Genomic DNA, 20,500 nt, shown 5'->3' with positions numbered 1-20,500 from the left:
TTTATCCCTCCGAAATTTTCATTTTTAATTCCTCTATACAACTTGGTAAATGAAGTCGGACGACGACTTTAACCCCTTCTTCAAAGTACACATCGCTTCCATTTGCAACTAACATCCATATCGATATCCCCATCTTGCGTATGAAAAGTAACTCACAACTTCGTCCTTGAATCTTTGAGTAATGATTCTCTAATACATCTAATAAAAGTTTTCCCTCTTCTAAACTCACGTCTCCTGTTTGAAGAAGTTTTTCAAGTACATACATTTGTAATAGTTGTGCAAACGAAAATGCTCCCTGTTCTCCTTTTTGTTCTATATAAAAACGAAACGTCGTTAACGAAACAATGTTGCGTTTTGTGAATTCCTCTTTACTGAGAGTAATTGCCGCAGGATTAGGAGAAAACATACTCGCTAATTCATCCAATGATAAATCATCTTTCATATTTTTAATTTTTTCTATTCTTGATAGTATTTTTTCTTTCGGAAAAAACGTTTCTTGCCCTGTAAACGTCGATTTTCGAATGAACCATTCTTCAGGAATTAATTTTTTTCTCTTCCATCGGTAAAGCTGTCCATAAGAAATCCCTGTTAATTCTAATAATTCTTTTTTCGAAATTAACTCTTGTTCCATTTTTGAACACCCCCTTCACGATAAAAATGTAACATAACAATGTTACGTTGTAAATAAAAAAATACAAACAGGAACTCCATTGTGTGCAAAATTCCCATTTGTATTATATTCTCACTATATGAGAAAACCGCGATTTGCGTATTTAGTGTGGTTTCAAAATCAAAAAACCAAAACGAATCGCATGTTCGATTTCGTCCGTAAACGCTTTGAAAAATACATCTCTTATAAGAGGATCTTGAGTTAATAAATAACTATTTCGGTATTCCTCATAAGCTTCTAATTCATCTTTATAGGCTATTTTAAGACCTTCTTCATAAGAGTGAAACGTTGTTTTTTCTACATTGTAAACAGGCTGTTGACCTGTAAGATTGATGTAAAGTTCGGTAAACTGCTTTAAATGAATTTTTTCATCTTCTAACGCATGGCGAATATCGTTTTGATGCTGTGCATTTGGTGCCAATCGAATTAGTCGAGTGTAAAAATCAATCGCTGCCGCTTCGGACTTGATTGCGTCAAGTATAGCCCGAAAAACTCTTTGCGACTTTCCCCCATGATTTCTTTCCAAAAAGCTATTTTGTTGTACGCTATAATAAGTAGAATAAGGATTATATCCGTATATTTGATGATAATGGTACAACCTTCTCCCCCTCCTTCTTGTCAATATCCGTCAGTTTATGCTATGAATCACATTAAAATAGGTGTACGTCCATATGAATGAACGTCTTACGCCTAATCAAGTGTTACCAATTTAAAAATAAAGCGCAAAACCTTGGTATAATAAGGGTTTAGCGCTTATATGTTTACCTCTTCTGTTTCATTAACGACTGTCGTATCTTAACAGAATAATTGATTTTGCACTGAATTCCAGCAATTTTGTTAACTCAAACGCTAAAAAAACCATACATCTTCATGATTTTTTAACGCTCCCGGTGCGGTCATTTGGTGGACACATAATCAAGTCGAATGACTCCTCCTTCTTTTTATTTGGATTCATCCATCTCTCTGACTGATAAAACAGCGTATCAAATGAACAAAAAAGAGCCTTCTCAAAACAATCAGGCTCAGCTTGCCAATAAAAGTTATCCCCGCAGGATAACTAAGATGTCCGATAATCCATCTGAATTCGAATTTTTTCTTTAGCTTCGTAGCCTGCAAGTTTTTCGCATAGATATAATCCTAAATCAATTGATGAAGAAACACCTCTTGCTGTGATAATATTTCCTTCATCAACAATTCTTTGATCCAAAACAGTGCAATATTTTTTTAGATCGTTAAAAGCATTCGGATGTGTAGTTGCTGTTTTCCCTTCCAAAAATCCTGCACTTCCAAGAAGCAGAGCCCCCGTACAAACGGAAGCTTTTAATTTGCAAGATTCCGACGTTTTAAGCCATTGAATAAAATCATTATCCTCAACCAACTTCCTAGTACCAAATCCACCTGGAACAATAATGATATCATAATTTTGGAGGGATTGTCCCACTTTTGTAGGCGTAAAACGCAGACCCGTACCATCTTTTACTTCTTCAGAATATGAACAGACATCCCACTCTAAGTCTGGTATAAAACCCATTGTTTTTAGTCTAGTTACTGAGTCATAGACACCAACAAAATCTAAAGCCGTTACCCCTTCAAAAATAATAAAAGACACCTTCATCTTCTTCTCCACCTTTTGTTACACTGTCGTTCATTGAATTAAGAAAACCAGCAATATCTTCAATGAAACCCTTTAAATAAAAAAACGCCGCCCCGATCGTGGTACAACGTATGATCTGCTTCACGGGGTTCGTCATTTAAAAATCTCAACATAAATTTTGGCTCTTTTCGCAAGTGAAACCACAAACTAAATCCATCAATAAATATAAAAAATTTTTAGGCTTTATTATTCGTTGACCATTCTACAATGCCATCGAATAAATTTAATGAATAAGGAGTTTTCCAATCTGAACGATAAGATATATTCTCCATAATTGCCTCAACATTGTTATCAACACTTTCGGCCTCAATCAGTTGAACATAATTTGGTACAATATTGTTTAGAGATTCATAATATCGTTGATGCGATGCCGCAATTCCTAAATGTTTTTCAAAATTACCTCTTTTGCGAGATATATCATTTTCTTTACGATGTCTCAAATTTTCGTGATTAGTAAAAAGGTAAAAATATTTATCAGGAAACCCGATTTTCTTTTCAAGAATTTTTTTTTCGATAAAAATCTGCAAGGAACTCCAAACTTTGATTAAATACTTGAAAATCAAAGCACCAATTATAACTAAGCGGCTGAAAAATATCTCCATCAAAAATCACTATATCGTGTGTAATGAGTTTTTCTTGAGCAATCTGCCAACGTTCAACTTGACGTTCAACATACCAAGTCCGGCTCTCGACTTTGGGTCGTTCAAATAAAAAATTCACCTCCGGAATAATGTAAGCATGGTATCTCTTTTCAATTTCGCTACACGTTGTTGTTTTTCCGACTGCACTTGCACCTTCTAAGCAAATCAAGGGCATAAAAAACACCTCCTATTTATTTTATTCTTTTTGATATACACACCCCCTTCTTCCACTAACACTCCGCTCATTAATGTAATATCGCAAATCACGATTTAAGGAAGAAAACAGACAATCTTTTCATGCATCGGATACATCAACATCCACTTTAACAACCAATCCGTTTCACTCGTTCATGCCTGTCATGCCCAACATCTCCTTTTATAGAACGCCGCTCTTATGAGTGACGCCTAACCAATCTATGGACAATATCATCGTTAAAGCAAGGGGCCTTCCGAATCCTGATAAAAACCTACCACTATTTCTTAACCTGCAAACCATGCTTTTCTTTTACCTCTTCTAACAATAAAGTTCCAAATTTGATTTACATTAGTACTAGCCCAATATATCCGTTAAAAAGACGTTCATCCATTGGACATTCCAGTCTCAAATACTTTTCGATACCTCTTTCCTTGGTATCTTTTAAACTATTTTCTGTCTTCAAAATTCAAGCATAGATGCAAGGTTTTTCTAAATGCTGCAAACACACTATAACAAGTAATAAACATCGATTGATTTAAAGTAGAATTAAGTTCCCTTCACCTCGAGTATCTTGTATTGCTTCATCCACTAGAAACGTTTTTTGAATGTTCCATTATTACTTGATGTTTCATTTTTGGCTTACAAAATTATTGAAATAATTCTATATCTTCCTCCTTCACAAGGATATCTAAGTATTTCCGGATAATTATGAAAATCATAAGCTTTATTCAATGTGAGTTGTTTCAATTTATAGGTAATCCGCTCCTCCTATTATTACTGTATTTAACAAATTACATAAAAAATGAATTACACACTTCATATTTTATGTATAATAATTCATAAAAAACAAAAATTACTTAATTTTTGTCAATACGGATGGTGAGTTGAATTGGAAGAATTAAAAGATAGTGAATTTAAAAAGGTATTACCGTTAGTAAGCAACCATGCACAGACTTGTCCAACATTTTGTTACTCTGTCTTGAATTGTATTATCCCAGGAGTTGTTTATGTAGATAACTCAGAATGTCCGCAATCAGTGTTAGTCGGAACAAAGTCTGGTATTTATTTTATTGTTGGCGATGAAACTAACAATAACTTTAATCATTCACTCCAAGCGTTTTATATAAATAAAGTACAGGAAAAGAAAGCTCGATTTACTTTATTTTCGTCCGCTAAAAAATGGGATAAAGTAATCAATAAATTATTTGAAGACAAAACAATACAAATGAAAAGATACTCATTTGCTTTTAGTCCGAATCAATATTCTTTTGAACAATTACAAATTCCCAAAGAGTTTACTGTAACAAGAATAGACGAAAATACGATCAAAAATAGCTTTGAATTTACTCATACCTACTATGAAGAATACTGGGGGTCCGTATCAAATTTTCTTGCAAATGGCTTTGGGTATTGTGTTTTACATAACGAAAGAGTTGTGAGTGAATGCACATCGATATTTGTTGGTAATACAATAGCTGAAATTGATATTGCAACCCGCAAAGAATATAGAGGGAATGGTTTAGCTTCTATTTCTGCTAAGGCATTTATTGATCATTGCTTAAAAAATGATTTTATTCCAAGATGGGACTGTGACGTTAATAACCTAGCCTCAATAAAGTTAGCAAAAAAATTAGGGTTCGATACCCCTACCGAATACTCGATATTTGTTAGAAGAATGTAGTTCTCTTATTCACCGTCCAACAAACGAAAGAAATAATGAAGAAGAATGCTAAAAAAAGACCGATTAAATCGGTCTTTTTTCGGTGATCTAAAAATCAACACTGAAATGTAACAGAAGCCTTACCAGCCAATATCCTTTAGATCTTAGATTTCGCCATGGCTCGGCCCATTGAACTTGATTGAGACAGATGTGTTTTAATGCAATTTTTGTTAATTAATGGTTAAATATAGCCGAATGTTTGACGGAGTATGTGGTTCCGATCTCTTCTAAATGGTATCGTTCAGCACCCTTCCGCAAAATGTTGTAAGACATGCTTCGGCCGATTGCTTTATTACATCCGTTACCACTTTTGATGAGATATTCTTCATCACCTTTTCCTTCTGCTATATACCATTTGAGTTACCGCTTTAATTGAAGGGCATTTAAAAGCCTTCTATATAAGCGTGTATAACATGTAAAAATTGCGAATATCTAAGTTCTATCTAAAATAAGCGAGAAGACACCCACTTATAATGTGCAGGGGAGGATTACAATGAAATTAGGAGTAGTTCAATGGTAGTTTTGTTAGTAATTTAGGAAAAAGACACATCAATGAATATCTCTTTTCTTAAAACGTCCGCCACGTACTTCAGCCATATCTGCTATAGCTAAAAAAGCATTCGGATCATTTTCCTCGACAATTTCTTTAAGTTTTGCTTCCTCAAGACGAGTAATTACACAAAATATCACTTTTTTATCGTCACCAGAGAATGCTCCTTCTCCGCTCAAATATGTAACACCGCGCCCTAATCGGTTCATAATGGCGTTCCCAATGGTTTCAGGGCTATCACTAATAATCCATGCCGATTTTGATTCATCTAATCCTTTAATGACAACATCAATCGTTTTAAAAGCGATCACATAGGCTAAAATTGAATACATCGCTCTATCCCAAGTAAAGACAAACCCGGCAGCACCAAGAATAAAAATATTAAAAAACATGATGATCTCGCCAACGGAAAAAGGGAGTTTTTTGTTCATGAGTATAGCGAGTATTTCAGTGCCATCCAAAGCGCCACCATAACGAATGACGAGACCTACTCCTATTCCGAGAATCATTCCCCCAAAAATGGTAGCTAATAAAATGTCTTCTGTGAAGGCGGGAACAGGATGAAACAGAGAGGTAAAAATGGATAAAACGGTAATCCCAAACAATGTGGAAACAGCAAAAGTTTTTCCAATTTGCTTATATCCCATAAAAAAGAACGGAAGGTTTAAAAGAAAAATAAAAATTCCAAGACGCAAACCCGTAATATGCGAAAGCATAATTGAAATGCCTGTTATTCCCCCATCAATAACCTTATTAGGGACTAAAAAGATTTCCAGTCCTACTGCCATTAGAACAGCACCGATAAAAATGGCAGTTGCCCTTTTAACGATTTTAGCTTTAGATAAGCGTTGATGTTGAATCTGTACCTTGCTCAGTTCAGTCAATTGTGTTCCTCCTTTTTATAGAATAATTCTGTACATTTTATTATAGCAAAAATTTATTATGATGTTAAAAATGTTGCACATGCGATTCTCATCGCTTCCTTTTTGTACATTTATTCCCGCTACCGTGCTTTCACTGGGAATTTCCAGCGTCTCTTCCATTTCTACAGTTAATTCAACAGGTGATTCGCAAAATCCCAATTATGTTTATAATCGCTTCGACAAGATGATTGAAAAGACAGAAGTAAGGAAAATTCGTTTCAACGATTATTCTTCAGTCGGTGGAATACCCGAAAATCGTTTCTAAACGTCTTGGCCATTCATCTATCGAGATGACCGTGGACATCTATCCTCTCGTTACTCCTGATATGCAGCTACAATAGTACAATCATGTTGAAAGAGCACTAAGAACTTCACGAAGTCAAGCGGTGTGATCAAAATATGGTCAAATCACAAAGAATAAAGCGCAAAGTCTTAGGATAATAAGATTTTTGTGCCTATATGTTTAACATCACCCGCTTGATTAACAACTTTCGCATTTTATTTTGCGCTGAATTCAAGCAATTTAACTAACTCAAACATTGTACATCTTCATTATTGTTTATCATATGTGTGGTCAATTCGGTAGTCACGTGCTCAAAAAAACAGGAGTCCTACTCTTCCCTTCTTTTTCCTAAAAAATTTTACTCATCTCTTTCAAGATTTTCATTTGGCTTTAAAGTTCATCGTAACTCCAAAATATTGAGATGCCATTGTAAAACAAATAAATGCACACAGCTCACTTATTTCCTGATCACTAAATTTCTTTTTTATTCAAAAAGACAGGAAAAACCCGGTCATAGGCATCTTTCCGTTCCTTACTATGCGGCCGTTGATGGGGGAACCCAGTATAATTCCTGCTTATTTAGAACTATAAATGAGAAATATAATTGTCTGAATTGATGTATCAAAATAATGTTTCTAAAAGAGGATTGATTTCGTGATTCATTACATGTTCCGTAACTAAATTAAAAATCATGATAGTATTCTCTCCTTGGTTTTGGTCACTGTATATAATTTACAAGGCGGTGGGCTTTTATGGGCATGATTCATACGTTATGTGTTTGGCAACACGTTCTTATTTGCAGAGAAGTTACATTTTTTGAAAAAGGTAATTATAAAAAGTTGACTTCAAAGCAATAATCGGAATATATTATTATTATCATTATCGATAATAATAATAATAATAATAATAAAGGGGAATTTCAAATGATTGAACAATCTATTTCTTTTGAAAGCAGTGGTAACGTATTAAGAGGGACGCTATCAATGTTAAATGAAAAAAAACAAAACTATCCTGCTGTTTTGATTCTTTCTGGATCAGGTCCGTTGAACCGAGATGGTAACGATGCAAAAGGAAAGTTACAATTGAATTTGTATAAGCAATTAGCATCATTTATCACTTCATTAGGTTTTATTACTTTACGCTATGATAAAAGAGGAATTGGCGAGAGTGAGGGAGATTATTTTTCAGCAGGAATGTGGGATCTCGTCCATGATGCAAAAAGCGCTGTCCAATTTTTAAAAAACCATCCATTAGTGGACGATCAGCGAATTATTGTATTAGGGCATAGTGAAGGAACCACGCTTGCAGTAGCATTAAACACAATCGAGCGAATACATGGACTTATTTTGCTAGCTGGTGCAGGGGAACGGTTACAAGAAGCGTTATTAAGACAAAGAAAACTCGCTTACCAAGCATTAAACAATCTAAAAGGGATTAAGGGAAAGCTTATGCGAATGTTAAATATTGAACAAAAAAATGAGAAAAAGGCAGAAGCACTTTTTAATAAAATATTGCAAACAGATAAAGATGTCATAAAAGTTCAATTCCGGAAAATCAATGCAAAATGGTTTCGGGAGCATTTACAGTATGATGTTCTTCAATATCTCGAAAAAGTAGAATGTTCAACTTTAGCGATTACAGGGGATAAAGACATCCAAGCGAATCCAGAAAAATTAAATAGACTGCCGAAATTAGTGAAGGGAGATTTAGAGTATTATACAATAAAAAATATGGATCATGGGCTAAAGAAACAAGAGGATGAAGTCAATATTTTAAAAATAAAAAAGATATATAAGGAAAACGCGAGTAAACCATTACATGATGAGCTGTGTTTTTATTTACAAAAATGGTTAAATGACCATTACAAAAGTGAACAATCGTCACTTATTGAATAAAAAACGATGAGGTGCTTTATATGAAAGAAACAAAAGCAGATCTTATTTTACATCCAATTCGAATCCGGATCATTCAATCACTTATTGGTGGGAAACGTCTAACTGTGCAAGAGATGATGGAATTTCTCCCAGAAGTTCCACAAGCCTCTTTATATCGTCATTTAAAAAAACTAGAAGAAGCAGAATTGATTAAAATCGTTGAAAAAAGAAAAATACGGGGAACGATTGAAAAAGTTTATGCTTTGCCAAATGAGTCAAGTGGATTGACAAACGAAGATTTGCAGTCATTGAGTCGTGAAGAACATATGAACATATTTATGAGATTTATCGCAAATATTTTAGCAGATTATGAAAGATATTTAAGCCGAGAGGAAATCGATTTAGTAAAAGATGGAGTGGGCTTTCGGCAAGCCCGATTTTATGCAAGTGATGAAGAGTTTTTCCAGTTTGCTAAAACCGTTAGTGAGGCGATGAAAAAGTTAATGAATAACAAACCATCGCCACAACGCAAAAAAAGAATTTTCACTTCGATTACCATGCCAGAATCAGAAGAAAGAGTAAAATATTAATAATTTAGGTTCTTTTCCAAATATAGCAGTGGATAAAATACACCAAAAATCCACTCTTTTTTTAGGTAAGTGCTCATGAAGCACTTGCCTTCTTCGTATGAAAGGACAGATGTTCCAAGTTACATTTCAGAAATAGTTAGCAAAAGGTTTGAAGCAAAGAAAAATCTTATCTTCAATTTGAAAAATGAATATTTTTGAGCATCTTCTTGAAGAGGGCTTCATCTTTGATTAAGAGTCAGCATTGTGGGAATTTGAGGTGAATGACGGTGTTTAATTTATCGTCTATCCTAATCGGCTCCGAACATGCAGGACCACTCATTTCGCCGATAAGTTCAAACATGGGCTCGCCTCCTAAATAATACTACGCAAAAAAGAAAAACCCCTGCCAAACAGCGGAGATTTAATTAAACGCCAAATTGTTCAATCTCTTTCATAAGTTGTTCCGTACCCTTCTACCCGCCTGCGCACAAAAATTCCTACTTTTTCAAGGGGGAACAGATGAAAGAAGTCGTTGCCATTACTTTCATCTTACTTGCAGTAACACTCTTTCTTATGTGAATACCGCAGTTTATTTAAAATCAAAAACTTCAAATTCTGTTTTATATGCTTGAGACTTGTGTTTTTTCATAATGTCTGCTTAAAAGATTCGGTGCTGTTAAGTAAACGAGCCCGTTTCCTTCCAATGCTTTCGGAAAGCCTAGCGGCATTGTACGTTTGATTAATTGAGCATAGAGCTCAGGCTCTGTAAGATTTCGTTCAAATTCTTTCTCAGATAATTGCTTGATTAAAGCCAAAGCTCCCGAAACATGAGGAGTTGCCATTGATGTACCACTAAAAACAGCGAATTTTCCGCCTGGAATAGTGGAAAGAATTTTTTCTCCTGGTGCAACAACATCAATTTCCTTATTGGAATTTGTAAATCGTGATATTTGACCATCGAGGCTGATGGCTCCAACTGAAATAACTTCATTGTAGGCTGCTGGATAAGAAAGTTCTTCCGTTCTTTCGTTTCCGTCTCCTTCATTTCCTGCTGCACATACAACTAAAATATTGTTTTCAACAGCTCTTTTGACTGCTTGATGTAATTCCGGCACATCGGAAGGGCCGCCTAATGACATGGAGATAATATCTACTTTTTGATCTATCGCGTAGTTAATTGCATTTACAATCCATTCATATTTACCAGTTGCTGACCCCGGGTTGTTTGGATCATTTGCCAACACTTTTAAAATTAATAGTTTTGCTTCAGGGGCAACACCGACTACACCTTGATCATTTTCTGTTGCAGCGATTGTTCCAGCCACATGTGTTCCGTGACCGTTATAATCTGAATAATTATCAACATCACCGTTATCATCTGTAGTGAAGTTTCTACCGCCAATAATTCTATCTTTTAAATCAGGATGGTCTCTATCACATCCAGTATCAATGACAGCAATCACAATGTCTTTTCCTCTTATGCCTTCTTTCCAAATCTCAGGTGCTTGTACCATATTGACGCCTTCAGGGATTTCCTTTACACTCTCAAGCTTTTCTTCAATCTTAAACGGAATCAAACGAATAGTATTTTCCATACTAATCCCTCCTAAAAAATTAAATGGCTAAAACAGGTACAACTCCACCAACAATCGAAGAAACAATCTGAACTTTCTGTAAATAAATAATATCATAAACATGTCCCATAAAATAGATTCTTTAGTCTATTTTTTGATGATTTGATTTATAAGCCAAAAGTTATACGAGTTTTATTAGAAATCTGTAAACTACGGAGCGAAATTTCTTCCTCTTGAATCCATCATTAAATGAAAATGTCACCGAATTTTTCATTCTATCAGCTATTTTTTCTTCGATTGGATTGTGTCAAACAGGTATTCTCTCAAGTAAATAAGTTTAACTCTGCCCTTCTCTTTTAAAAAACAATTGGGTTACGTCTAAAACGTTATCTATGCCATATGACCTATTTTTTCCAATAATAGATGTTGCTTATCATCAACCTTGATAATGACGTTACGTGCAGGATTTGTATATTAAATATCTATGGAATTACTTAATATAGAAGGTTTAACATTGTAGACTGCTGTGTGTTTTTTATCTTAACTATGAGGAATTGAAACTCATCATACCTATTCCAACCAGTTTCTAGCGCAGTCAAGTTCTTAATCTTGACTATAAGGATTCAAAGCTTCCCATTCGCATCTGCATAAGCAGCAAGAATAAAAGCCCTTGCATAGCGGTCTTTTCACACGTTAGTTGAACAATGCTTCATTAATTGCTTTAATTGCTTTAGAGGTATAAGCATAATTTAGCCAATTTGAATTAAGCATCTCTCTATTTGCTGTAATTACTTCTACAATATCCATATCTTTTAATGCTGTATTAATTGGTTTATACTTACCGTTCACTTTCGCAAGAGACATCCTTTTTGCTAAAGAAGGATTTAAAATGAAAGCAAAATCAAGTGCTGTTGAACCTTCTGGCAATAAAAAAATATCCATCTTAGGTGTAAAAACAGCAATTTCTCTTTGAAATAATTCAAATGAAGCCAAATCATAAAATTCAATTGGATTATTAGAGATTGACTTTACAGCATTGATTGAGTTTCTTAATAGCGTTGAACTTACATTCCTTATTTCTTCTTGGGATAAATCATCTCGCAATAAGTGAAATATCCCTTTTTCATTTGAAGCCCTATCAGATTCTGTTTGTATAGTGACTTTGACCTCCATACCATTAATTATTACCTTTGTTTTAAGGTATCTTGAGAAATTGCTTTTTTCGATTGCGATGTTATCTTCAAACTGACCTTTTATCGGTTTAAACAAATTATGCAGAATTCCCAAAGTAGAATAACAGTTAATCGTTGAATCGGTAACAATTTTTACACTAAATAAATCAGATAACGAATGACCTTCTTGCAAAAGAGAATAAGCCTTGTATAGAGGCATTCTATCCCAATCCACTTTAGCCACAAACGAAATAACCGTTACTTTCCAAATTCTCTTTACACTCATGAAAAAGCTTTATAAAAACGTTGGTATAGCTATTTATTAGTTTTTTCATTTTTTTATATTTTGGGGGATTAAGATAACTAAATCCCAAATCCTCTAATTCATCTTGAATTTTAAGTAGACCCAATTTCTTAGCTAAAGGAGAAAATAGAATTAAAGTCTCGTTCGCATAGGGAACCTTCTTTTCAACCTTTTTCACAGCGAGAGTTCTCATGTTATGAAGTCTATCTGCAATTTTTATAATTGCAACTCTAATATCCTGTTCAGACGCTGTCAGTAGTTTTTCAAAATTAATTGCATTATATTCATCCTTCTGCAAATTACCTCTTGTTATTTTTGTTAGCCCATCTACTATTAATGAAACCTGTGGACCAAAATTCCTCTCTATATCAGATAGCGAAGTATTTGTATCTTCAACAACGTCATGTAATAATGCTGAAACGAGTGATATGATATCAGCTCTATAGTCAATTAGGATTTCACAAACAGTTAATGGATGAATGAAATATGGTTCTCCAGTCGCTCTCTTTTGTCCTTGATGAGCTTCTTCCGCAAAGCTAATTGCTCTTTTTAACAACTCAATATGACTTTCAGATAAGTAATTGGATTTTTTAAGTATCCTCTCCTTAATTATATCAACCAACTGCATCCCCCCCAGTTTTTCGATAATTATAACAACTAAGATATAATTTTCCAACACACATTTACATTTTTATCCTACCCTTCTAACCGTTAGCTGAACAAGAAAATCAACAGCATTCTTTAACACAGCCAAATAATAAAAACATCCATGAGTAATTTTACTCCCCACCCATGCATGAAAATCCATCATTCCTTCCCATAATGGATATGAACGCAAACAGTTTTGAAAGACGTTCTCTTTAATGGTGGTTCGACCCTGTAATAAAAACTGTTTGAGTCCATTTGGTGTTCCACCCATTGTCAGCCCTTTTCGTGTGAAAAGGTGACTGCGAACAGAAAAATGCCTAACGTGCAAATGGACTCCCTGTTTGCGAATTTATGGATGGAAGGAGTAAGTATCATGGATGTTCTTTATCATCGTTGTGCGGGATTAGATGTCCATGCCGAAACAATTGTCGTTTGTGCGCTTCTTGGAGAAGAAGAACACATTCAAAAGGAAATCGAAACATTCCCTACTTTCACGAAAGACTTGTTTCGTCTTCTGAAATGGTTAGAGGATCGTGGTGTCACTCATATTGCGATGGAGAGTACGGGCGTTTACTGGAAGCCTGTGTTCAATATTTTGGAAGATTACTTTGACATTACACTTGCCAACGCTCAGCGAATCAAAAATGTACCGGGGAGAAAAACCGATGTTTCCGATGCAGAATGGATCGCCAAATTGTTGCGTTACGGATTGATTGAGAAGAGTTTCGTCCCTCCTGAGAACATTCGAGAATTACGGGATTTAACTCGCTTACGCAAAAAATGGATCGGGCAGTTAACCGCGGAGAAAAACCGCATTCAAAAAGTGTTGGAATGTTCCAATATCAAGTTAAGTTCCGTGATTTCGGATGTATTTGGTGTATCTGGGCGAAAGCTACTGGAACGTTTAATGAAACAGGGATACATCGAAGAAACCGAAGGCGATGCTTGCATTCACAGGAGTATGAAGAGGAAAAGACAACAAATTCAGGATTCTCTCTTTGGTACATTGACCAACCATCAACTGTTCATGATTCGCCAATCGTGGAAGCACATCGAATCGTTGGAAAGTTTACTTCGGGACATCGAAGAACGAATCAACCAACTCTTACAAGTATACAAACAAGAGATGGAGCTTCTTGTGACCATACCGGGGGTCAAGAAGGAGACCGCTGCCGTGATTATCGCTGAAATCGGAGTCGATATGGGACAATTTCCAACGTCTCAACACCTCGCTTCATGGGCGGGAGTCGTGCCGGGAAATCATGAAAGTGCTGGAAAACGAAAAAGTACCCGAACGACGAAGGGGAATCCGCATATCAAGTCGGCGTTATGTGAGACGGCTTGGGCTTTGTCCTCGATGTAGGAATCAACGTTTGGCAGCGAAATATTGGTCATTGGCGGCACGCAGGGGAAAGAAAAAAGCACTCGTTGCGATCGCGCACCGAATGCTTACCATCATTTACTGCATCATTTCTCGAAAAGAACCGTTTCGAGAGCAGTAAATAAATCAGTATAACCAAAAAGGTTCAGAAATATACGAGATACCTAAAAATAAGGTAGCTCTGCTTTCCTATTGCCTTTTTTTGGTCATTAATAGGGTATCCAATTTGATTGTGGGGTATACCGCTTCAGCCATGGTTAATTGATTTTCACAGAAAAAGGGTGAAAATCAACATCCATATTTAACAAATGGGAAAATAAAAAACACCACCTTGATCGGTAGAGCAGCAAGTAATCAAATAGCATAAAGTTGTTTAATGAAGAAAAACAAAGTCGCTGAAGATTTTATACTTTGATTCACAATATTCTGTTCTTGCTAACTGAAAATTTTTGTATAATTCAAATATATAAATTTTCTAGAGGTGTGCTTATGAATATAGAAACATGGTTAACCGTTTTAAGTGTCGGTATACTCATTGTGTTATCTCCCGGCCCCCAATGGGCTATCACCATTAAAACTAGCTTATCTTCGAGAGAATGTGGTTTCTATACTGTTTTAGGAATGTGTACCGGGAGTATTGCTCATATTACATATTGCTTATTAGGAATAGGTGTGATCATTTCCCAATCGATTTTATTATTTAACGTTGTGAAATGGATTGGAGCTGTTTATTTGATTTATTTAGGATTGAAATCACTCTTTACCAAAAAACAACAGAACGATTTTCTGGATAAAATTAATAATGTTTCTAATCAATTAACTAGGTGGAAATCCTATCGTACGGGTATGCTAACAAGTTTGTTGAACCCAAAAGCGACTTTATTTTATCTGTCTTTGTTTACTCAAGTTATACAACCTGGGACTTCAATCTTTGCACAGTTGTTTTACGGTTTTTCGGTTGTAGAAATCGAAATGATATGGTATTCACTCATGGTTATTTTCCTTTCCCACAATTATATCCGAAAAAGATTTATGGCGATTTCCACATGGGTGGAACGCATTTCCGGTGCCATTCTTGTCTTATTAGGAATTCGTCTTGCCATTTCAAAACCAAACAGCTAATCATTTTTTAGTTTTGAAACAACTTTTTGTTGCTGATTAAGATATTTAAACTATTTCATGGAATATTAGACCATTAATGATAAACACCGTCCGGTAATCCGAACGGTGCTTTGTATGGTTATTAAATGACTTTATTGTTACTGAACAACAGGAGCTCTGCTTCAACAAAATCTCCACGATACTATCATAATACGTCTAAACAGAACTATTCTGTCACCTTTCTTCCAAAAGTCTGCCACTATTTTAAAATATTTAATCAAAAGTTTACTAAGAAGCTGTGATTGGGTGAATATTCATCAATACCACTTCGATGAACATATACTGTTTCTGAATTTACATCAACATCTGCATCTATATCTGCAAGGTCATACCTATTCACTCGCTGTGAAGAAACAGATTTTTCGATAGTCAATTGTAAACTTTTATAATTAACTCCTTTTTATTCGCCATATTTCCTTAAACCGGTTAATAAATTGATTCTTGGAATTAATATATTCATAAATAATGATCTAAATTCTTATCAAAAAGATTTGAAAGAGCATTGATCCAAATTAATTTTTCGTGTTCCAATGAACCTCCTTTTGAAACTATTGAATGTAAGATTACTCCCCATTATCAAACATGATTTACTCGAGTTTGCCAACTAAAGCTCTTATCAACAATCCAAACTATTCTAAGATTGAGCAGGAATCAGAGAAAATGGCGAAAAGTCAACAGGATTAAAGCATTCCCCATTTTCGTTCATATTCCACTCTTAATATATAATCATCCTTGTTGAACCCGTGACTGGACAAAATATCGAGCGCTTCGCCAAAATCATACGTATCCGTTTCCATTATAATTTTGTTCTTTTTTCCGTAAACAATCCAATGATCATGCGCTTCCTGTAAAAGGTCCATCATGCAGGCAATCCTCTCCAAACGAACCGATAGAAAAGCATTGAGCTCTCTGACGGAGCGGGAATTCATTTGGTGAGTATGGAGCGACTTTTTTAAAGGCATTACATGACGAGGAAAAATCTCAAAAATAAAACAAATTTTCTGCTTGCAAGTGCATTGATTCTTCTTCATCGCTTCCTCCGTAACATTCATGTTTATCTAAAGGAAAGAAGGGGCTATGAAGAGGTGCACTTTCTTCCATAGCCCCTTTCTTTCATCAGTATTATAGATTTGCCCAGTAAGAGCCCAAGAGAAGAATGGACAGAATGTATCCCAAAACTACGTTCACCGCAACCCCCGAACTGAATGCGACAAAAGGTTTCCAACCAACCGATGTCAATTGTTTGAAGCGGGTTGTCAATCCAATCGATAAAAAGCAAAAAGTAAAAGCCCATGTTCGCAATTCTTTGATCGGTGCAACAATATCCGCATTAATCACATCAGCGTTGGCTGTTGAAACGCTGGCAAGAATGATGGTCACAATGGCTGAAGCGGCAAAAAAGCCAAGCACAAACTTTGGAAACCGACGCCATATTTCAGAGGCATCTGCTTTTGTTCCTTCTTCTTTCTTTTCCCACCGAGTGATAGAAATGAATGCAAGAATAAAGCACCAAACACCAATAAATATGTCTCGTCCAACAACCTTCATGAGTGTAAACGCCGTGAGCGCTTTATCACCAAATGCACTGGCTGCCGTGATTCCTGCGGCATCGGCAAATTCCGATGTGCCGATCCACGCTCCTGCCGGTCCTGCTGGTATTTTGAGCCATTTTATCATAAGTGAGAGAGCAAAAATCATGACAATCGCCCAAATCACAACAAGTGATATCGAAACAGAAACGTGCTCTTTCTTTGCTTTTATGGAGCTACCTACAGCGATCGAAGCAGAGACACCGCATATAGAACCTCCTGCACCCAATGTGGCTGCAAATCGTTTATCCAAGCCTAGCTTAGATCCGACGAAGTAGATGGTAAAGAAAGTAACCACAGCAATAATCGTCGCCTGTAGAATAGCAACAGGTCCAGCTTTTACAATAAGCGTAAAAGGAAGTGTCGCACCAAGAAGCACAATACCTACTTTCACGTAAAATTCTGTTCGCAATGCTGCTCCAAACCAGTCGGGAATCGGAATAATATTACTAATAACAAGCCCTATAGCAAGGGCAATGAGCGGCGCTTCCAAAGTATATCGTTGCGCCCATTCCCATGAACTAAAAATATTAATCAATACACTAAGTACAAATAAAACGATAAATCCAGAAATAAATTGACTAAGTTTAACACGCAAAAAAGATACGGCAATGGAAAATAAAATTAAGAAAGTGATAAATAAAAGAACAATGGATCCAAAATTATGACTTAATGCAGTCGTTAAAGTATGAATGTCCCCCCATTTAGGAATCTGTGCAGTAAGCACTTTAATAGAATTTCCCGCTGACCAAAAGGCTACGGCCAAAATGACCAGAAAAAGACCAATCCATACAGCCCACCAATCTTCTTTTCTAATGAATTCCGCCCATCCGCTTTGAATAGTCGGCAATGCTCTTTCATCTGATAAATTCGTTTTAAGCATCCATTAACACCCCCTTATCAATTTGGAAAAGCTTTAATTCGATGTAAGGTCCATTGCATCGTTTGTCTTTGGAATGATAAATTTTTCTTTCAAAACACTAAAATAATTTAAATTATACCTATATGTTTACTGGGATTAAGTGCAGCAAAGAATGTTCCACCATCGGATCACTCCTCTCATTTTTTTCAATAAAAATGAGGACTTATTACACGCTTGTCGTGTACATTTAAACTTTGATTGGATTGGCGCTTGCACTTTTTTAAAGTGAAGTATAACATGATCGCGCACTGAAATCAACATAAAATTTAGAATAGATAAAAAATTAATTTCTATCTAATATATATGATGAATACGTGGTATTAGAATTTTATCAACCTTATACGGAGCGTACAACCGGCCAGGCACGTGACCGTGTTTGATGTTAGGATATTTAATCTTTAGCACTCGTTATTTATCGTGTATTTTAGCGTGTGGGACAAGTTATCACCGACGGTCATCCCTTGCGCGAAAGTAGGAGGATCTTTAGAAAACCGACGATGCAGGCAATTGTTCAGTTGTTTGCGTACATGCAGGTGGTGGCCCGATCGTTGACATATAAACAGCAACGATTGTGAAGAAATTTAAGTGGTGGGAAGGACATTTATATATAAAAAGTAATTCACCAGCGATATGGTGTGAAAACGAATCTGATTACAATTATTTATATGATCCCAGAAGGCGGGCCATTTATCCATCAAGATGACCATGAACCGCTGATGTACAACAAAAATCATCCGCCCGTTTTGAAAGAGCACTGAAAAACTTCAAGAAGTTAAAGCATATAGACAAATGACAAAAAATACAGCGCAACTCCTTGATAGAACAAGGGTGTTGCGCTGATGTCTTTACATTACCCGCTTAAACATTTTCTCCAGTTCGTAGGTCGAAAAATGGATGATAATCGGACGGCCGTGCGGACAGGTGAACGGGTCGGATGTTTTCCGAAGTGATTCCAACAGAGCAAAGATCTCGTCATTTCGCAAATGATGATTTGCTTTTATTGACTTCTTGCAGCTCATTAGAATCGCTGCTTTTTCGCGCAGCTGTTTGATGTCGACCTTTTTCATCGTTACTACTTGCTGTATCATTTCTTCAATAATTTCCGCTTCTTCTCCTTTCGGAAACCATTGTGGATGTGAGCGGACGATGAACGTATTGTGGCCGAATGGCTCTAAGAAAACACCGCATTGGGCCAGTTCTTCACGATGGGCGTCAATAAGTACATATTCATCCGTCGGGTATTGGAACGTCAGCGGGACAAGCAGTTCTTGTACCTCGTTCGTTACTTCACCGACCTTTTCGCGGAAATATTCGTATTTAATCCGTTCTTGGGCAGCGTGTTGGTCAATGATGTAAAGTCCGTGTTCATTTTGTGCCAAAATGTAGGTGCCATGCATTTGTCCAATCGGGTAAAGCGGCGGAATTCGATCTTCGATTTTTTTTTCTTCTTCTATTTGCTCATGTACGGAGGCTGTATCATCATAATCCATCTGTTCCTGCTCTGTTTCATAATCTTCTTCTACAGCTGAAAAATCGGGCTCTTTTTCGTCTGGCAGTATCGGAACAACCGTTGTCGGGACAGCCGGTTCTTTTACTACATGTTCAAATGTAAATGTGGGCTGTTCCGCTTTTAGTTTTTCTTTTGGTTTTTCCGGACGATGAAGCGTCATAGCCGGGATAAGTGTACGTGATTGAAACGCCTGGCGAATAGCTGTTTCCACTAACTCATTTAATTCAGCTTCTTTGCTGAAACGAACCTCGAGCTTTGCTGGATGAACGTTCACATCGACTAAAATCGGATCCATGCGGATGCTTAGAAACGCGATCGGATAACGGCCAATCGGCAATAGCGTATGGTATCCTGATTCGATCGCTTTCATAAGCGGAATGTTCCGCACATAGCGCCCGTTAATAATTGTTGAAATGTAATTTCGCGAGGCGCGCGTGACTTCCGGCAGCGAAATGTAACCATCAATCGTAAAATCAAGCGATTCGGCATGAAGCGGAATCATGCTTTTCGCGATGTCCATGCCATAAATAGCCGCTAACACTTGGCGAACATCGCCATTGCCATTTGTATAAAGAAGTTGTTTTCCATGGTGGCGCAATCGGAACGAAATGTCTGGATGAGCAAGAGCGAGCCGATTGACCACGTCGGTAACGTGCCCAAGCTCTGTATGAACCGTTTTCATATATTTCAAACGTGCGGGCGTGTTGAAAAACAGATGGGATACCGTAATGTCCGTCCCTTTCCGGCTGTTTGTGCGCTCGTGCTTGATCAGCTGGCCGCCTTTCAGCACCACAAGGGTGCCCGGTCCATGGCCCGTGCTCGTTTTCATTTCAACTTCGGATACGGAAGCGATACTTGGAAGCGCTTCGCCGCGAAAACCGAGCGTGCGAATACGAAACAAATCATGCTCATCTTTAATTTTGCTTGTCGCATGCCGTTCAAAGGCAACAAGGCAATCCTCTTCTTCCATTCCTTCTCCGTTATCAATGACACGAATTCTTGCAAGCCCGGCTTCTTCAAGCTCGACTTCAATGACCGTGCTGCCGGCGTCAATCGCGTTTTCGACGAGCTCTTTGACGACGGAGGCGGGGCGCTCGACGACTTCCCCCGCAGCGATTTTGTTGGAAAGATGGTCATCGAGCTTGCGAATTTTCCCCAT

General features: G+C 36.7%; 15 protein-coding genes and 2 pseudogenes. 5 read left to right on the top strand and 12 right to left on the bottom strand.

Annotated features, from left to right (window positions below; translation table 11 throughout):
* Window position 1 precedes the first annotated feature (1 nt).
* From ISX45_RS03885 to ISX45_RS19395, 4 genes and pseudogenes are all read right to left on the bottom strand, one after another.
* Window positions 2–631, bottom strand: a complete 630-nt coding sequence (locus ISX45_RS03885; RefSeq protein WP_181557280.1) for a YhbD family protein — start codon at window positions 629–631, stop codon at window positions 2–4.
* A gap of 142 nt (window positions 632–773) precedes the next feature.
* Entirely contained in the window at window positions 774–1,268 is a 495-nt protein-coding gene (locus tag ISX45_RS03880; protein ID WP_220129582.1) for a ferritin family protein, read from the bottom strand.
* Window positions 1,269–1,727: 459 nt separating this feature from the next.
* Complete coding sequence (locus tag ISX45_RS03875) at window positions 1,728–2,285, bottom strand: DJ-1/PfpI family protein (RefSeq protein WP_181557279.1); 558 nt, start codon at window positions 2,283–2,285, stop codon at window positions 1,728–1,730.
* Window positions 2,286–2,500: 215 nt separating this feature from the next.
* Window positions 2,501–3,140, bottom strand: a pseudogene (locus tag ISX45_RS19395) (chloramphenicol acetyltransferase).
* A 910-nt stretch (window positions 3,141–4,050) separates the two neighbouring features.
* Here ISX45_RS19395 and ISX45_RS03860 point away from each other — a divergent pair.
* The gene (locus ISX45_RS03860; RefSeq protein WP_194520001.1) at window positions 4,051–4,842 is read left to right on the top strand and encodes a GNAT family N-acetyltransferase; all 792 of its coding nucleotides are present in this window, start codon (window positions 4,051–4,053) and stop codon (window positions 4,840–4,842) included.
* Between the two features lie 588 nt (window positions 4,843–5,430).
* Here the strand turns inward: ISX45_RS03860 and ISX45_RS03855 are convergent.
* Window positions 5,431–6,315, bottom strand: coding sequence for a YitT family protein (locus ISX45_RS03855; RefSeq protein ID WP_181557276.1), 885 nt, complete (start codon window positions 6,313–6,315; stop codon window positions 5,431–5,433).
* A 1,245-nt stretch (window positions 6,316–7,560) separates the two neighbouring features.
* Between ISX45_RS03855 and ISX45_RS03850 the strand changes: the two genes are divergently transcribed.
* A complete protein-coding gene (locus ISX45_RS03850; protein WP_194520000.1) occupies window positions 7,561–8,532 on the top strand; it encodes an alpha/beta hydrolase in 972 nt (323 codons plus the stop codon).
* 20 nt (window positions 8,533–8,552) lie between these two features.
* On the top strand, window positions 8,553–9,101 hold the full coding sequence (locus tag ISX45_RS03845; protein ID WP_181557274.1) for a helix-turn-helix domain-containing protein: 549 nt from the start codon (window positions 8,553–8,555) through the stop codon (window positions 9,099–9,101).
* Window positions 9,102–9,700: 599 nt separating this feature from the next.
* Here the strand turns inward: ISX45_RS03845 and ISX45_RS03840 are convergent.
* The 4 genes from ISX45_RS03840 to ISX45_RS03830 all read right to left on the bottom strand — a co-directional run bounded on the left by ISX45_RS03840 (window position 9,701) and on the right by ISX45_RS03830 (window position 13,049).
* Window positions 9,701–10,675: a S8 family peptidase gene (locus ISX45_RS03840; RefSeq protein ID WP_181557273.1), complete on the bottom strand. Its 975-nt coding sequence runs from the start codon at window positions 10,673–10,675 to the stop codon at window positions 9,701–9,703.
* A 672-nt stretch (window positions 10,676–11,347) separates the two neighbouring features.
* On the bottom strand, window positions 11,348–12,070 hold the full coding sequence (locus ISX45_RS19390; protein WP_228485618.1) for a TGS domain-containing protein: 723 nt from the start codon (window positions 12,068–12,070) through the stop codon (window positions 11,348–11,350).
* Window positions 12,063–12,752, bottom strand: coding sequence for an HD domain-containing protein (locus tag ISX45_RS19385; RefSeq protein ID WP_228485617.1), 690 nt, complete (start codon window positions 12,750–12,752; stop codon window positions 12,063–12,065). The genes ISX45_RS19390 and ISX45_RS19385 overlap by 8 nt, the downstream gene beginning before the upstream one ends.
* A 69-nt stretch (window positions 12,753–12,821) precedes the next feature.
* On the bottom strand, window positions 12,822–13,049 hold the full coding sequence (locus ISX45_RS03830; RefSeq protein WP_181557271.1) for a hypothetical protein: 228 nt from the start codon (window positions 13,047–13,049) through the stop codon (window positions 12,822–12,824).
* A 102-nt stretch (window positions 13,050–13,151) separates the two neighbouring features.
* On the opposite strand from ISX45_RS03830, the pseudogene ISX45_RS03825 reads away from it, so the two are divergent.
* Window positions 13,152–14,280, top strand: a pseudogene (locus ISX45_RS03825) (IS110 family RNA-guided transposase).
* Between the two features lie 368 nt (window positions 14,281–14,648).
* Window positions 14,649–15,281, top strand: coding sequence for a LysE family transporter (locus ISX45_RS03820; protein ID WP_194519999.1), 633 nt, complete (start codon window positions 14,649–14,651; stop codon window positions 15,279–15,281).
* A gap of 719 nt (window positions 15,282–16,000) precedes the next feature.
* Here ISX45_RS03820 and ISX45_RS19380 read toward each other — a convergent pair.
* From ISX45_RS19380 to mutL, 3 genes are all read right to left on the bottom strand, one after another.
* Window positions 16,001–16,183: a hypothetical protein gene (locus ISX45_RS19380; protein ID WP_228485616.1), complete on the bottom strand. Its 183-nt coding sequence runs from the start codon at window positions 16,181–16,183 to the stop codon at window positions 16,001–16,003.
* 259 nt (window positions 16,184–16,442) lie between these two features.
* A complete protein-coding gene (locus tag ISX45_RS03810; RefSeq protein WP_194519998.1) occupies window positions 16,443–17,792 on the bottom strand; it encodes a YeiH family protein in 1,350 nt (449 codons plus the stop codon).
* A gap of 884 nt (window positions 17,793–18,676) precedes the next feature.
* Window positions 18,677–20,500 carry a DNA mismatch repair endonuclease MutL gene (gene mutL, locus ISX45_RS03805; RefSeq protein WP_181557266.1) on the bottom strand — a complete coding sequence of 608 codons (1,824 nt, stop codon included), beginning with the start codon at window positions 20,498–20,500 and terminating at the stop codon, window positions 18,677–18,679.

It is taken from the genome of Thermaerobacillus caldiproteolyticus, assembly GCF_015326725.1.
Taxonomy (GTDB): domain Bacteria; phylum Bacillota; class Bacilli; order Bacillales; family Anoxybacillaceae; genus Thermaerobacillus; species Thermaerobacillus caldiproteolyticus.
The sequence above is the reverse complement of the archived record's forward strand: the minus strand, read 5'-3'. Positions and strand labels throughout refer to the sequence as shown.